Below are 14,448 nucleotides of genomic sequence, written 5' to 3'. Positions count from 1 at the left end.
TGATATGGACTATTACTATCGCCGTAACGAAAGAATAAAAGCCCGGCAAAGCCGGAAGCCCGTGAAGAGACGCTCACGGTGGCTTCTCGCGTCGGTGATTATCCTCATCACAGTGGTGGGAGCCGGTCTCTTCCTCTTCCTGACACGGTCCGGCGATGAGGGGGCCGCTGCCATGGCGGAACGGATCAAGCGGATTGTCATGGTCAATATTTTCGGTGAGATGCCCCGCTTTTACAGCCTTGATATTGAAAGAAACGGCCAGGACGTCAGACTTGAACCGGGCGACCACTTCGAAGTGACCTACCGCGATGAATTCTTCATCAAGGAAGTCCGGACCGACGTTCTCCTCGGAAGGGGTGTGACCGTTGAAGTGGATGGGACGGGGCATTCCAACGACATGGGGCTGCTGCTGAAGGGGGAACCTTTAGTTGATCAGGCCATGGAGGACAGTTCAAGGAAATTTTTTATCACCCTCCGCCACAACGGCAGGGATATTTACTCCATACCGATGGATGTGAACATCCAGCCCCAAGACTGGCTGAGAATGGCCCGCGGTACGGAAAGCACGGAGTCCCGCATCGAATTTCTCACGCAGGCTGTCTCCCTGAGGCCCGATGACGTGAATGCCCGTAAAATGCTGGCCCACCTGTATGTGGACGCCGGCAAGACAGACGAAGCGGTTGCGCAGTACCGGGCCGTCCTTTCCCGTAGTCCTGACGACATTCACGTGCTGGTTGAACTGACGAAACTCTATGAGAAAACAAAACGCTATGAGGACGCTCTGACGGTATACCGGCGCCTGATCCGCCTCGATTCGCGCGACGCGACGGCCTATGCCGGCATCGGCCGCATCTATGAGCAGATGGGAAACCGGCCTCGGGCCGCGGCAAACTACGAAGCCTCTCTTCGACTCGATCCCACCGTCACTCCCGTGAGGTACCGTCTGGCGGAGATGTACGAGAAAACGGGTGAAAAGGATAAAGCCGCCGACGCATATAAAGCGGTGCTGGATACCATGCCCGACAATGACGCTATTGCGGGCATACTTGCCGGACTTTATCTCGAACTGTCGCGTTACGAGGAAGCCATTGAACTTTACCGGGTCTTCATCAGAAGAAATCCAGGCAACGCCGCTGCCTATGCCAACATAGCCCTGGCCTACTCTGAAGCGGGTGAACCCTCGCGGGAGATAGCAAACCTGGAAAAGGCATTGTCCCTGGATTCAAATGATTCCGTCATAGCCTTCAACCTTGCTGTCGCCTACGAAAAGGCCGGACGGCATGATGACGCCGTCCGGACCTATCAGCGGGTTCTGAAGCTGAAACCTGACGATCCCGAGGCGCTGGAGCGGCTTGCCCACCACTACCTGACACGAAAAGACTATGCGAAGGCCATCGGTGCCTTCAGGAAGATTATCGGGTTTTCACCCCGGAATGCCGCGGCTCACAGAGGTCTGGGGTTTGCCTGCCAGGAGACGGGTGATTACAAGAACGCCGCCGCGGCCTATGAGCAGGCAATCAAGCTGGGCATGAAGGATGCCGACATACGGTATAATCTCGCCGTGGCCTACGATCAGATCGGAAAGAAAAAAGAGGCCATCGCCGCCTACGAGTCCTACGCAGCCCTGCAGCCCACCGTTGAGGTGCTGGTTATCCTGGCCGATGCCTATGTCGGGGAAAGCAACTTTGCACAAGCGGTCTCAACCTATGAACGTCTTGTCGGCATGGACGGAAGAAACCCGGGATTTCACCGGGGTCTGGGTCGTTCGCTGTACCTTCGTGGAGACTTGGATCGCGCGATCGACTCCTACAAACGTGCCATCGCCCATGACCGTGAGGACTACAGGCTCTACCTGGAACTGGCCGAATGCTATGAAAAAAAGGGTCTGTATGAAGACGCCCTGAGGGAATATTCCTACGCCTACCGCCTGAACCCCGAGTCGGCGCAGGCCATGGAAAAGATTCCTGAGATGCGCATAAAGCTGCTGCAACTGAAGCATCAAGCCTGACGGCTTCGTTAGAAGTCCGGATGTTGTGTTGCGCTGCATCCTTACGAGCACACCTGCCGATACGGCAGGCGAATCGGGACCGGAAAGAGAAGGAGGACCCTATGGCGGGATTTTCAATAGGCGATTTTTCCATCGGCGAGGGGCATCCGCTGGTCCTGATTTCCGGGCCCTGTGTCATTGAAAGCCGGGACGTGGTAATGAAAACGGCCGCTTATTTGCGGGATCTGACGGACCGCCTGGGCATACCCCTTATTTTCAAGTCTTCCTACGACAAGGCGAACCGCTCCTCAAAGGACTCCTTCCGGGGGCCCGGCCTTTACGAGGGACTTCGGGTGCTTGCCGATGTGAAGGAACAATTTGAAGTTCCCCTTCTGTCGGACGTTCACCGCTTCGATGAAATCGACGCGGCCTGTGAAGTCCTGGACGTGGTGCAGGTTCCCGCTTTCCTGTGCCGACAGACCGATTTTGTAAGTGAAATTTCCCGGAAGGCTTGGGCCGTCAACATCAAGAAGGGCCAGTTTCTGGCCCCCTGGGACGTCGCCAACATCATCGACAAGGTAGTCAGCTCGGGCAACAAAAGAATCATCATAACCGAGCGGGGCTACACCTTCGGGTACAATAACCTGGTGGCGGACATGCGATCTCTCCCCCTGATGAGAAGGAGTGGATATCCCATTGTCTTCGACGCTACCCACAGCGTTCAGCTACCCGGCGGGCAGGGGACGTCTTCCGGCGGAGACCGTGATATGGCGTCGGCCCTCTCGCGGGCGGCCGTCGCCTGTGGTGTGGACGGCGTTTTTCTGGAGGTTCACCCCCACCCGGAAATGGCCCTCTGTGACGGGCCAAACTCGCTCTCTCTCGACATGCTGCCTCCTCTCCTGGCGGTGTTGAAGGAGATAGACGCGATTGTCGGAAAGGATACAGCGTGATGAGGGCTATCAGTGACAATCTGACTGCACAAATCGCCGACATCAGCCTTCTCATGACGGACGTCGACGGCGTTCTCACCGATGGCGGCATCATTATGGACCACCAGGGCAGGGAATTGAAAAAATTTAATGTTCGTGACGGTCACGGAATAAAAATGCTTCTTCGCTACGGAATCGGCGTCGTCTTCCTCACGGGACGGAAATCTGCCGTAGTGGAGAAGCGGGCACTGGACCTGGGAATCACCGAAGTGTACCAGGGCGTCAAAAACAAGGGACCCTTCCTGATCGACTATTTGGGCCGTACGGGACTCCTCCCCGGTGAAATCGCCTATGTGGGTGACGACATTGTGGATATTCCCGTTTTCAGGATTGTCGGGTTTTCCGTAGCCGTCGCCGATGCCGGTCCCGAGACCAGGGCCTCCGCCGACTACGTCACAGAAGCCCGGGGCGGCGGGGGTGCCGTGCGGGAAGTGTGCGAACTGATTCTCAAAGCGAAAAGTAAGTGGCCCGACGTGGTTCGTCGCTACGGAATCGATTGATGGAAGAGCTTCGTCTCGGCGGTTGCACTTTACTTCGACGCCCAGGGGTGCTATACCTCCGTCATGCAGGGGCGGTGCCCCTGTATTGAATTTTACGGTCCCGGCGGTACCGGTGTGGGGCGTCGAAACTCGAAAACATTGATTCTCGCGGGCGTTCTGGCGGTTATGGTAATCGGGGCGATCCCGGTGGGGAAGTTTTTTGTCGGCAATCGGCCGATACGATCAGCTGTGGAGGTTCTTTCCGAAGCTGCAGATCTCGAAGTGAAGGATTTCCGCTATGCCCAGGTAGGGGATCCCGATTTTCAATGGGAGGTGAGAGCGCGGCGGGCCTGGTACCGGAAGAAGGATGAGGAGGTTCATCTCGAACAGCCGGAAGTGAAGCTCATTTCCAGGAGCGGTATGGCATATTCCATGACCGGTGAGCAGGGGATACTCCACAGCGAATCGGGAGACATGGAAATTTCAGGAAACGTTGTCGTCGTCCTTGATGGGGGCGAGCGGCTGGAAACGGAAACCCTGCGCTACCGGTCGTTGGACAGGCGGGTTTTCACCGGGGACGATGTGATGATGAAAAATGCTTCGATTGAGATTACCGGACGGGGCATGACCTTCGCCCTTGAAGAAAATCAACTGGTTCTGTTGTCTTGTGTAAAGGCGGTTATCACCGATGCAGCGCTGTTACCACGCCGGTAGGCCGATTTTTGGACGCGGGTGGGTGATACCGCGCGTTCTGCTTGCTCTGACCTTGGTGACCGGTTCATGCCTCGCGGCATGGGCGGTCCAGCCCGGCCGGATGAGCGGCCCCATAACGATCGTTTCCGATCGCATGGAAACCCTTGACGACGGCGCGGTCATCATCTTCTCGGGAAGCGTGAAAGCCTTTCAGGGTGGTGTGACCGTCGATTCCGACACGCTTCGAATCCGGTATCGTCCGGGATCCCGCCCCGACAATGGATTGGCCGGAAGCGGGATCGAACAGGTGGAGGCCCTTGGAGCCGTGGTGATCAGAAGCGAACAGGGCACCATGACAGGCGATCACGCCATCCTGGAGTATGAACAACAGACCATTGTCATGACCGGCGATAAGGCCCGTCTTGAAGACGGTGAGAATATCGTCGAAGGCGGCAGAATCACATGGAACATGACCGAAGGCCGGGGCATGGTGGATGATCTGAAAGGGGGACGGGTCACGGCGACGATTCATTCGGAAACCCGGTAAGTCCGGTGAAGGACTGAACGGCATCGGGCCGTGACAGGCTGATGGTCAAGTTGCTGGCGAAACAACTGGTCAAAATATATAACGGGCGGGCCGTGGTCAACGGTATCGACCTGGATGTCGAAAGGGGTGAGGTTGTCGGCCTGCTCGGTCCCAACGGAGCGGGGAAGACGACTTCATTCTACATGATCGTGGGCCTGGTGAAGCCCGATTCCGGAGCTGTTCTTCTGGATGACGATGATATAACTGATCTTCCGATGTATCTCCGGGCGCGGAGGGGCATCAGTTACCTGCCCCAGGAACCGTCCATATTCAGGAAGCTCACGGTGGAGGAAAACATTCTCGCCATACTTGAAACCCTTGACATCACCCGCGCGGAACGCCGGAAACGGCTGGAGGAACTGTTGGGTGAGTTGAACCTGACACAACTGGCGGGAAACATGGCCTATGCGCTTTCGGGGGGCGAACGGCGCAGGGTGGAAATTACACGGGCCCTGGTGACATCCCCCCGGTTCATGCTTCTCGACGAGCCCTTTGCGGGCATCGATCCCATAGCTGTTGCCGATATTCAAGGCATCGTCAGGAGGCTCAGGGACAAGGATATCGGTGTTCTGATATCCGATCATAATGTGCGGGAAACCCTGAAAGTCTGTGACCGTGCCTATATCGTTAACGAAGGATCCATCCTGATGGAAGGTTCTCCCGGCGCCATAGCCGCCAGCGACGCGGCAAGAAAAATATACCTGGGAGCGGATTTCGACCTTTAGGCTGCCGGCGGAATTGTCCAGCGACAGAAACAAATCATGGCCTTTGAACTCAGACAGAACCTCAAGCTGACGCAACAACTGATCATGACGCCCCAGCTCCAGCAGTCAATAAAGCTTCTGCAGTTGTCCAGACTGGAGCTGGTCAGTGCCATAAACCAGGAACTCCTGGAAAACCCGATGCTTGAGGAAGAAACCCTCGACGCCGAAACTGCCGTTGACCATGTGCCCGACATAGGTGAAGACGACGGAAGACCCGCGGAAACATCCAAAGAGATAACGGGTGAAGGTGACGGAAAGGACGACTTTGACTGGGACGGCTATTTCGAAGACTACGGTGTCGTAGGAGTCAATTTTTCACAGGAAATCGCCGAGGCCCCTTCCCTGGAGAACATGTCTTCAAAAGAGGAGACCCTCGTTGATTACCTCCTGTGGCAGTTCAACCTGTCACGGATGACGGAAGAGGAAAAAGAAAGGGCCGTGGCGGGTCAGATCATCGGTAATCTCAATGCCAACGGGTACCTGGCCGCCACACTCGAAGAGATAGCCGCTGCGACGGGTGAGGATACGGGCTTCGTGGAGACCGTGCTCTTCCGTGTCCAGGAATTCGACCCCCCGGGGATTGCCGCCCGGGACCTCAGGGAATGCCTCCTGATCCAGCTGCGACACATGGAATCACCGGACCCTCTGGCCGGGACAATCATAGAAGAGCATCTCGACGATCTGCAAACCAACAATTATGACAAGATAGCGAAACAGCAGAAGGTGTCCGTCGAGGACGTCATGGCGTCGTCGTCGCTGATTCTCGGTCTCGATCCCAAGCCGGGCCTGCGCTATAACCGGGAGAGGTGTGATTATATAATCCCCGATGTCTACGTTTACAAGGAGGGAGATGAATTCAGGATATCCCTCAACGAAGACGGCCTTCCGCGGCTCAGGGTCAGTGCCCTGTACAGGAAAATGCTCGCCCTGGAAGCAAGCAGTGCCAATGAAGCGAAAAACCGTGAATACATTCGGGAGCGGCTCCAGTCGGCCCTGTGGCTGATCAAGAGTATTCAACAGCGCCAGAAGACCATCTATCGGGTATCGGAAAGCATCGTGAAGCACCAGATCGATTTTTTCGAGCGGGGCATTGACTATCTCAAGCCTATGGTACTCAGGGACATTGCCGAGGACGTGGAAATGCACGAGTCGACAATCAGCAGGGTGACCTCCAGCAAATACATGCATACCCCCCGGGGTATTTTCGAGCTGAAATATTTCTTCAGCAGCGGCATCCAAAGGACCGAAGGCAATGCCATAGCTTCTGAAAGCGTCAAGGATCGCATAGCGAAACTGGTGGCGGGAGAGGATCTGCGGCGACCCTATAACGACAGCCAGATAGTGGAACTGCTGAAGAAGGATGGTATCAGAATAGCCCGGCGTACCGTTGCCAAGTACCGGGGGGTTCTGAATATTCTTCCTTCCCACAAGAGAAAAAAATACTATTGACATTTTGAGGGGAATCCCATAGGGAACAACATTTCGTTTCTGAAAGACCGTCGCTGGTTCGGCTGGCCATAACGGGTACCAAGAGAGGAGAATGTCCATGCAGATTTCTTTTACCTTTCGCAATGCGGAGTCAGGGGATGGGTTCAAGGAATATATAACAAAGAAACTCACCAAGCTTGAAAGGTATATAGAAAAACCTGTAGATGTACGGGTGGTTCTTTCGGTGGAAAAGTACCGTAATTCCGCCGAAATAAGTCTTGTCATGGCCAAGGGTTCAACCATCAATGCCCGGGAAGAGGCGACGGAGATGATACCCGCCGTCGATGCCGCGGTGGATAAAATTGAACGTCAGTTGAAGAAGCATAAGGATAAGTTGAGAGGCCGCAAAGAGGGAGCTCCGAAAGAGATTGCCCGGGGTCTTGCCTCACTTCCCGATGAATCCGTCGAAGAGGAAGAGGGATATCGCGTGGTGGAGACGCGGAAAGTCATTCTCAACCCCATGTCTGTGGACGAGGCTATTTTCCGGATGGAGGAGTCCCGAAACCAGTTCATGCTGTTCCGTGACGCCGGTTCGGAGAACGTGACGGTCATTTACCGCCGTGATGACGGAAATTACGAGCTTATCGAAGCGACGGGCTGATTTCCGGGTGGATATGTCATGAGTATACACGTACGGGAACTGATAGAGATGAACTGTATCGTCGATGAATTGAAGTCAAAGACGAAACGGGAGGTTCTTTACGAGTTGTCCGGTCCCGTGGCAGCCAGCCTTCCGGAGGAGGATGCGGACGCCATCGTTGAAGTTCTCCTGGAGAGAGAAAAACTGGGGAGTACCGGCATCGGTGAAGGAGTCGCGATTCCCCACGGAAAGTTGCAGGGTCTGGACAGGCTGGTCGTTTCATTCGGCAGAAGTTTCGACGGTGTAGACTTCGACGCCCTGGACGGAAAACCGGTCAGTATTTTCTTTCTGCTTCTGGTGCCGGACAACTCGGCGGGCAGGCACCTGAAGGTGCTTGCGAAAATTTCAAGAATGCTCAAAGATTCCGATTTCAGGAAGGATCTCATGGAGGCGGGATCACGGGAACGCCTCTTCTCACTCATTGCCGAAAAAGATCAAGCCTGCGAGTAGTAGATGCGCACCCGCCTGCATTGCGTCCGTCCATTGTTTCTCTGCAGCCGGACATGGGCGGGATTCAGAATCCCTCCCGGGTATCATTGGTATGTCAAAAGCCGTCTGACGGCATATCTTCGAAAACACCTTCTCGGAACAGTCTACGTTCACGCCACGCTGGTGAATGTGTCGGGTGCGGGTGTAATGATTCGGGGGGCAAGCGGTTCGGGTAAAAGTCGCTGTGCCCTCGAACTGATTCGTCGGGGCCACCAGCTTGTGGCCGATGACCTGGTCTGTGTCAGGCGACGTGGGAGAGGACGGCTGCGCGGGAGCAGCCACCAGGGTATAAAGGGCTTGATCGAAGTGCGGGGAAGGGGTATCGTAAATGTATGTGAACAGTTCGAAGCGTCGGTGGTCAGCGGGTCCTCCCCCGTCGACCTGGTGTTCGATCTGACGGGGATGCCCGGTCGCCAAGGGATCGGGGCGGAGCCCTGTAGCCGGTTTCGCCTTCTCGGCAGGGATCTGCCGGTTTTCCGATGGTCAGGTTCCTCCGGGGACGACCCGGCGGATAGTGTGGAACGGGTGGCGGCCGACAGACGTGTATGGGCGGGAGCCGTTCTATGAAGTCCATCAGAGTTGTGATCATCACGGGTCTTTCCGGGTCGGGGAAAAGTACGGCTCTGCGGGCCCTGGAAGACATCGGTTTTTTTTGTGTCGACAATCTGCCGGCAGCGCTTTTGCCGAAATTGCTGGAACTGCAGGTGGGCTCCTCGGGAGAGATAACGAAAGTGGCCCTGGTGATGGACCTCAGGGAAAAGACCTTTCTTGAGACTTTTCTCGCCATAGTTTCGAAACTCAAAAAGAAATGCTATCCTATTGAAATCCTCTTTCTCGACTCGAGCGACGAGCGTCTGTTGAATCGCTTCAGCGAAACCCGCCGGGCTCACCCGCTCTTTACGGGCGGCAGCCTGCTCGAGAGCATCAAGGCGGAACGACGGGAGATGATGCCCATCAAGGAGATGGCAAATAATGTCGTGGATACGTCGCTTTACACGATCCACGAACTGAAAGAACTGGTACAGCGCTACTATCTTGACACGCTGAAGGGCAAGAAGCTGACGGTGAACCTCATTTCATTCGGATACCGCTACGGGTTGCCTTCCGACGCGGACCTTGTTTTCGATGTGCGGTTTCTCCCAAATCCCTATTTCATAGCATCCCTGCGGGAATATACCGGAAATGACCCGGAGGTGGAGGAATGGGTTATGAAATGGGATGATACGCGGAAATTCCTGGACTCCCTGTTCGATATGCTGTCCTTCCTGATTCCTCTTTTTGAAAAAGAGGGGAAGGCCTATCTCACCATCGCCACGGGATGCACCGGTGGAAAGCACCGGTCCGTGGCGGTCACGAACAAGATAGCGCGCTTCATGAAAGAGAAGGGTTACGGGACCAACCTTTCCCACCGGGACGTGAAACGGTCGTGAGGCGATGCCGGGGGGATCTGTTTGTCAGGGGAGAGCCGCCTTGTTGAGTATGTTGTCGTTTATCCAGCCCTGGTCCCACCACTCGACGGGGTTGACGAACTGCGTTCCCAGATAGATGCCGAAGTGGAGGTGGTCACCGCCGGCAAGGCCCGTCATTCCGGAACGACCGATGGGATGTCCCTTCTCCACACACTCGCCTTTTTCAACGGTGATTGACGAAAGATGGGCATAAAAGCTGAAAAGCCCCAGACCATGGTCGATGACGACCATATTGCCGTAAATGCCCAGGTATCCCCTGTAGGCAACGATGCCGGAATTGGAGGCTTCAACGACGGCGTTTATCGTTGACGCCAGGTCGATGCCGTCATGAAGGCTCCCGGTGACGGGCCGGCCGTTATACGTATAGGTTCTGCGGTCACCGAATCCGGCCATGGTGGCGGCATTGCTCATGCGGAGGAACCGTCCCTCCCAGAGTTTCCGGGGTTCGCTTCGAGAACAGATTTTCTGGATTTCCCGATCGTTTTCTTCCCTCAGGACTTCGTTGACATAAATAAAAGCATCCAGTGGCGAGACATTTTTCAGCGCGGGGATGCGGCTCGTAAACTCAGGCATGAGGCTTTCGAGGAACCGGTCACTCAAATCCAGCGTTCTGTCGCGGAAGGTCTTGGTCCGTACATGGTAGTGGAACGTTGAAAATGCTTCATTACCCGCCCTGTCACGGGCCGTTATACCGAGTTTGACGGTGTTCCCCGTGGCATCGACAGGTATGCTGAAAAGGACGGCATAACGGGGCTGCTCTTCCGCCGGGTCGAAGGGATACCCGGGGAAAAAGGTTTCGTTCACCATGACTCCCGTTGTGTCCACGGTCTCCGAAAGCCGGTACACGATAAGGCAGGATCCGCCGGGATTGATATAATGGGCGGAGGTCATCGTCGATATCCCGGGAGGCGTGTGATCCACCACCACGTCCATGACCATGGAAGTCTCATTTTTTCTGAAGGAATAATCAACGGCCGAAAAAAGCAGCCTGGCCGGCCCTTCCGCCGGATCCAGGCCGGGCTGATCGAAAGCCAGGCGAAGGGTTTTCTGTGTTGTGCCCGGTGCGGGAAAGTTCATCCCCCCCAAAAGCTGTCGTTTCCCGTTCTGCTCGATAAAAGCCGTGATCTGCCGCAGTCCCCGCCCTTCATCAGAAAAGCTCACGGACAGGGCGCTTTCGGGCCCAAGGTAGCGCACCTCTTCAGACACCACGATTTTCGGGATTTTCCCCTCCAGGTGGATCGAAGCCTGCCAGCCCCCCAGCACCAGCACGAGAGCCACCACTATGCCTGTGACGTATCGAATCCATGTTCTCATCGTGTTTCACCTCGCCCTGTCTTGTGGGAGGACTATAATAAACAGGGGTCTATTGCAAGAGAAACCGGATCCCTTCACTCACACACACTTGACGAACTCGTCACACTTTACTTCTGTTGTTTTTCGGAGTATATTATTGCATCCAAGGCAGGACGGCCTGGATACCGACAGTTCCGGGCGGGGGTTTCAAAAACAGGTAGTGAGAGAAGGAATATGAGGAGGACAGCATGCTGAAGGGAGCACGTATTCTCCTTGGAATTACAGGCGGAATCGCCGCCTACAAGACAGCGGAACTGGTGAGGATGCTGGTCACCGGGGGCGCGAGGGTGAAGGCCGTCATGACGGGCAACGCGCACTATTTTATTACGCCCGCCACCCTGGAGACTCTCACTGGTGACCGGGTGTACCGAGATACTTTCGAGCCTGCCGGGGAGCGGGATATTGCTCACATCAGCCTTGCCCGGTGGGCAGACGTGACCGTCATCGCTCCTGCCACGGCCAACATTATCGGGAAGGCCTCCGCGGGAATTGCCGATGATCTCCTCAGCACCACCCTTGTCGCTCTGAAAACACCTGTCCTGATCTGTCCCTCCATGAATACGGACATGTATACCAACCCGATTTTCCGGGACAACCTGACCAGGCTGTCGAACTTCGGTTATCACATCCTGGAGGCGGCTTCGGGGGCACTTGCCTGCAAGACCGAGGGTCCCGGCCGACTCCCGCCCCTGGAAGACATCGTTGAGGCTGTTGAAACAATCCTCGCGAAGAAGGATCTTTTCGACGTATCCGTTCTGGTGACGGCTGGTCCTACCCGTGAACCCTTCGATCCCGTACGCTACATTACAAATCACTCCACGGGGAAAATGGGTTACGCTCTGGCCCTGATGGCAAAACGCCGCGGCGCACGCGTGACCCTCGTCAGCGGTTCCGTGCCCATGGCGGCTCCGACAGGTGTAACCTGCGTACCGGTAACAACGGCCCGGGAAATGGCCGACGCCGTCCTGAAGCGTCTGGATGATACGCAGGTGCTCATCAAGGCGGCCGCCGTCGCGGACTACCGGCCGGCGCGGCCGTCGACGGGAAAAATCAAAAAAAAAGGAGATTCTTTCTCAATTGTCCTGGAGAGAAATCCCGATATCATTGCCGAGGCCGGTCGACGCAAGGGAGACATGATCATTGTCGGCTTCGCCATGGAAACGGACGATCTCGTTTTAAACGCGTTGAAAAAGCTGGAGGAAAAGAATCTGGATCTTATCGTCGCCAACGACCTGCGCGAGCCGGGAGCGGGATTCGGTCATGACACCAACGTGGTCCGAATCCTGGACAGAGAAGGCGGCGTTGACGTTCTTCCCCTGATGGACAAGAAGGATGTGGCCGACAGAATCCTCGACAGGGTAGCCGCGTTGCTCGAAGGACGGGGGGGCTCATGAGGCCGTACGGGAATGGGGCGCCTGATGTTCCGCCTCGCACAAGCTTCCATGAAGAGGAGCTTCTCGAACTGGCACGGTCATTGAGGGTACGCCTCGCCGAATGTCTGCTGAAAGAGGACGTGGGGGGGCTCACCCTTTCCGGCAGGAGGTATCGTCTTCCTGCCGCGACAGCCGGGGATGAGCGGGAGAACAGGGGAGTCCATCCCGGGAGATCTCTTGAAGAAATCCGGACCGACCTGGGGGATTGCAGACGATGCGGACTCTACAAGACCCGCCGGAATATTGTTTTTGGAGAGGGGAATCCCCGGGCGCCCCTCGTTTTTGTGGGAGAAGCGCCCGGCGCTGATGAAGACAGGCAGGGCCGTCCCTTCACAGGCAGGGCCGGTCGGCTTCTGACGCGGATCATCGAGGCCATGGGGATGAAACGGGAGGACATATACATCTGCAACATCCTCAAGTGCCGCCCGCCGGAAAACAGGAACCCCGGACCCGACGAGATCAGCGCCTGCGAACCCTTCCTGAAGAGACAGATTGACGCTATTCAGCCCCGTGTTATCTGTGCCCTGGGGACCTTTGCCGCTAAAACGCTGTTGGGAAAGGATGCTCCCATCACCGTGCTGAGGGGGACCTTTCACGAATATCGGGGAACTCCTCTCATGCCGACCTATCACCCTGCCTATCTCCTGCGGAACCAGGGCGCGAAACGAAAGGTCTGGGAGGACATGCAGATGATCATGAATCTGCTGTCGTTCCCGGCGGAATCATGAAAGAAAGGAAGCATGACTTCCATGACATCTGACACACCACGTTCGCTGTTCCTGTACATGATGGTCGTCCTGCTGGCGGCATGGGTGTTCTGTACGCCTCTCGGGGCATCCGACAGGGGAGGCTCCGCCGTTTTTGACGTGATCACCATCGATGGCGCCATCACTCCCGCGGTGGCGAGCTATGTCGTCAAGAGTCTCGAGGAGTCGCAGGTATCCGGCTCGGCGGGTCTCATCATTGCCCTGGACACGCCGGGAGGACTTGATACGTCCATGCGCGACATCGTTAAATCCATTCTCAACGCTCCCCTGCCGGTGATCGTGTATGTTTCCCCATCGGGGGCCCGGGCGGCCTCGGCGGGTGTCATGATTACCATGGCCGCCCATGTGGCGGCTATGGCTCCGGGAACAAATATCGGTGCGGCCCATCCCGTTGCCATCGGCGTGGGCGGCAAGATGGACGAAACCATGGAGAAAAAGGTTGTCAGCGATGCCGTGGCCTATACCGTGGGCATAGCTGAACGACGAGGTCGAAACGCCGAATGGGCCGAGGCAGCCGTTCGTGAAAGCGTTTCTATCACGGCTGAAGAAGCCAGGGAAAAAAACGTTATCGATGTGGTGGCCCTGAATATGGAGGATCTCCTCCGGCAGATCGACGGCAGGGACGTCGAGTTGCCGCCGGGTATGACGACCCTGGCGACGAAGGGAGTTGTTCTCAACTACAAAGGCATGGGGTTGAGAGACAGGATATTGACAACTATCGCCAATCCGAATATAGCATACCTTCTGCTTCTCATAGGGTTGGCGGGGCTCTACTTTGAATTTTCAAATCCCGGCGCTATTCTGCCCGGTGTGGTGGGGGCCATATCACTGCTCCTCGCCTTTTTTGCCATGCAGACATTGCCCGTAAACTATGCCGGGATTCTTCTTATCGTACTGGCGGTAATACTCTTCGTGGCGGAAATCATGGTGGCGAGTTACGGCATGCTTTCAGTGGCAGGCGTCATTTCACTGGTCTTCGGGTCGCTCCTCCTGTTTGATTCCGCCGATCCCGCGCTCAGAGTTTCTTTCAAGGTAATGATTCCCGCGATCATCGTGGTGAGCGCCTTTTTCATAACCGTCATCGGTATGGCCGTCAGGGCCCACAGAAGAAAGCCGGCCACGGGGATGGAAGGGATGATGGGCGCGACGGGCCGGGCCGAGACACCTGTCCATCGGGCGGGCACGGTCTTCGTCAAAAGCGAACACTGGAACGCCGTGAGTGTCCGGAGAATCGAAGCGGGGACCCCTGTCCGGGTAATCGGCATGAAAGGGCTTGTGCTCGAGGTGGAGCCGCTGGAACAGAACGACTGA

Annotated in this window: 15 protein-coding genes; 14 read left to right on the top strand and 1 reads right to left on the bottom strand. The window is 56.2% G+C overall.

The genetic code is table 11. The annotated features are described in order from the left end of the window. Positions 1-4 precede the first annotated feature (4 nt). The 11 genes from M0Q23_02165 (at position 5) to rapZ (ending at position 9,545) form a co-directional block, all read left to right on the top strand. A complete protein-coding gene (locus M0Q23_02165; GenBank protein MCK9527453.1) occupies positions 5-2,008 on the top strand; it encodes a tetratricopeptide repeat protein in 2,004 nt (667 codons plus the stop codon). A 101-nt stretch (positions 2,009-2,109) separates the two neighbouring features. Then, positions 2,110-2,937, top strand: a complete 828-nt coding sequence (gene kdsA, locus M0Q23_02160) for a 3-deoxy-8-phosphooctulonate synthase (GenBank protein MCK9527452.1) — start codon at positions 2,110-2,112, stop codon at positions 2,935-2,937. Next, positions 2,937-3,476, top strand: a complete 540-nt coding sequence (locus tag M0Q23_02155) for an HAD hydrolase family protein (protein MCK9527451.1) — start codon at positions 2,937-2,939, stop codon at positions 3,474-3,476. The genes kdsA and M0Q23_02155 overlap by 1 nt, the downstream gene beginning before the upstream one ends. 63 nt (positions 3,477-3,539) lie before the next feature. Then, positions 3,540-4,169 carry an LPS export ABC transporter periplasmic protein LptC gene (lptC, locus tag M0Q23_02150; GenBank protein ID MCK9527450.1) on the top strand — a complete coding sequence of 210 codons (630 nt, stop codon included), beginning with the start codon at positions 3,540-3,542 and terminating at the stop codon, positions 4,167-4,169. A 22-nt stretch (positions 4,170-4,191) separates the two neighbouring features. Beyond that, positions 4,192-4,695, top strand: a complete 504-nt coding sequence (locus tag M0Q23_02145; protein ID MCK9527449.1) for a hypothetical protein — start codon at positions 4,192-4,194, stop codon at positions 4,693-4,695. 41 nt (positions 4,696-4,736) lie between these two features. Then, entirely contained in the window at positions 4,737-5,459 is a 723-nt protein-coding gene (gene lptB / locus M0Q23_02140) for an LPS export ABC transporter ATP-binding protein (GenBank protein MCK9527448.1), read from the top strand. A 36-nt stretch (positions 5,460-5,495) separates the two neighbouring features. Then, positions 5,496-6,947 carry an RNA polymerase factor sigma-54 gene (gene rpoN, locus M0Q23_02135; GenBank protein MCK9527447.1) on the top strand — a complete coding sequence of 484 codons (1,452 nt, stop codon included), beginning with the start codon at positions 5,496-5,498 and terminating at the stop codon, positions 6,945-6,947. 97 nt (positions 6,948-7,044) lie between these two features. Beyond that, complete coding sequence (gene raiA / locus M0Q23_02130) at positions 7,045-7,587, top strand: ribosome-associated translation inhibitor RaiA (GenBank protein ID MCK9527446.1); 543 nt, start codon at positions 7,045-7,047, stop codon at positions 7,585-7,587. Positions 7,588-7,605: 18 nt separating this feature from the next. Continuing rightward, complete coding sequence (locus M0Q23_02125; protein ID MCK9527445.1) at positions 7,606-8,076, top strand: PTS sugar transporter subunit IIA; 471 nt, start codon at positions 7,606-7,608, stop codon at positions 8,074-8,076. 186 nt (positions 8,077-8,262) lie between these two features. Next, positions 8,263-8,682 carry a hypothetical protein gene (locus tag M0Q23_02120; protein ID MCK9527444.1) on the top strand — a complete coding sequence of 140 codons (420 nt, stop codon included), beginning with the start codon at positions 8,263-8,265 and terminating at the stop codon, positions 8,680-8,682. Further along, complete coding sequence (gene rapZ / locus M0Q23_02115; GenBank protein ID MCK9527443.1) at positions 8,679-9,545, top strand: RNase adapter RapZ; 867 nt, start codon at positions 8,679-8,681, stop codon at positions 9,543-9,545. The genes M0Q23_02120 and rapZ overlap by 4 nt, the downstream gene beginning before the upstream one ends. 24 nt (positions 9,546-9,569) lie before the next feature. Here the strand turns inward: rapZ and M0Q23_02110 are convergent, their stop codons facing one another. Then, positions 9,570-10,898 carry a M23 family metallopeptidase gene (locus tag M0Q23_02110; GenBank protein MCK9527442.1) on the bottom strand — a complete coding sequence of 443 codons (1,329 nt, stop codon included), beginning with the start codon at positions 10,896-10,898 and terminating at the stop codon, positions 9,570-9,572. 227 nt (positions 10,899-11,125) lie between these two features. Between M0Q23_02110 and coaBC the strand changes: the two genes are divergently transcribed. The 3 genes from coaBC to M0Q23_02095 are packed head-to-tail and all read left to right on the top strand — an operon-like array spanning position 11,126 to position 14,448. Beyond that, complete coding sequence (gene coaBC, locus M0Q23_02105) at positions 11,126-12,331, top strand: bifunctional phosphopantothenoylcysteine decarboxylase/phosphopantothenate--cysteine ligase CoaBC (protein ID MCK9527441.1); 1,206 nt, start codon at positions 11,126-11,128, stop codon at positions 12,329-12,331. Beyond that, complete coding sequence (locus M0Q23_02100; protein MCK9527440.1) at positions 12,328-13,098, top strand: uracil-DNA glycosylase; 771 nt, start codon at positions 12,328-12,330, stop codon at positions 13,096-13,098. Before coaBC ends, M0Q23_02100 begins: the two co-directional genes overlap by 4 nt. Positions 13,099-13,119: 21 nt before the next feature. Next, positions 13,120-14,448 (top strand): nodulation protein NfeD, encoded by a 1,329-nt coding sequence (locus M0Q23_02095; protein ID MCK9527439.1) that lies wholly within the window; start codon positions 13,120-13,122, stop codon positions 14,446-14,448.

Source organism: Syntrophales bacterium (genome assembly GCA_023228425.1).
GTDB lineage: Bacteria > Desulfobacterota > Syntrophia > Syntrophales > UBA2210 > MLS-D.
The sequence above is the reverse complement of the archived record's forward strand: the minus strand, read 5'-3'. Positions and strand labels throughout refer to the sequence as shown.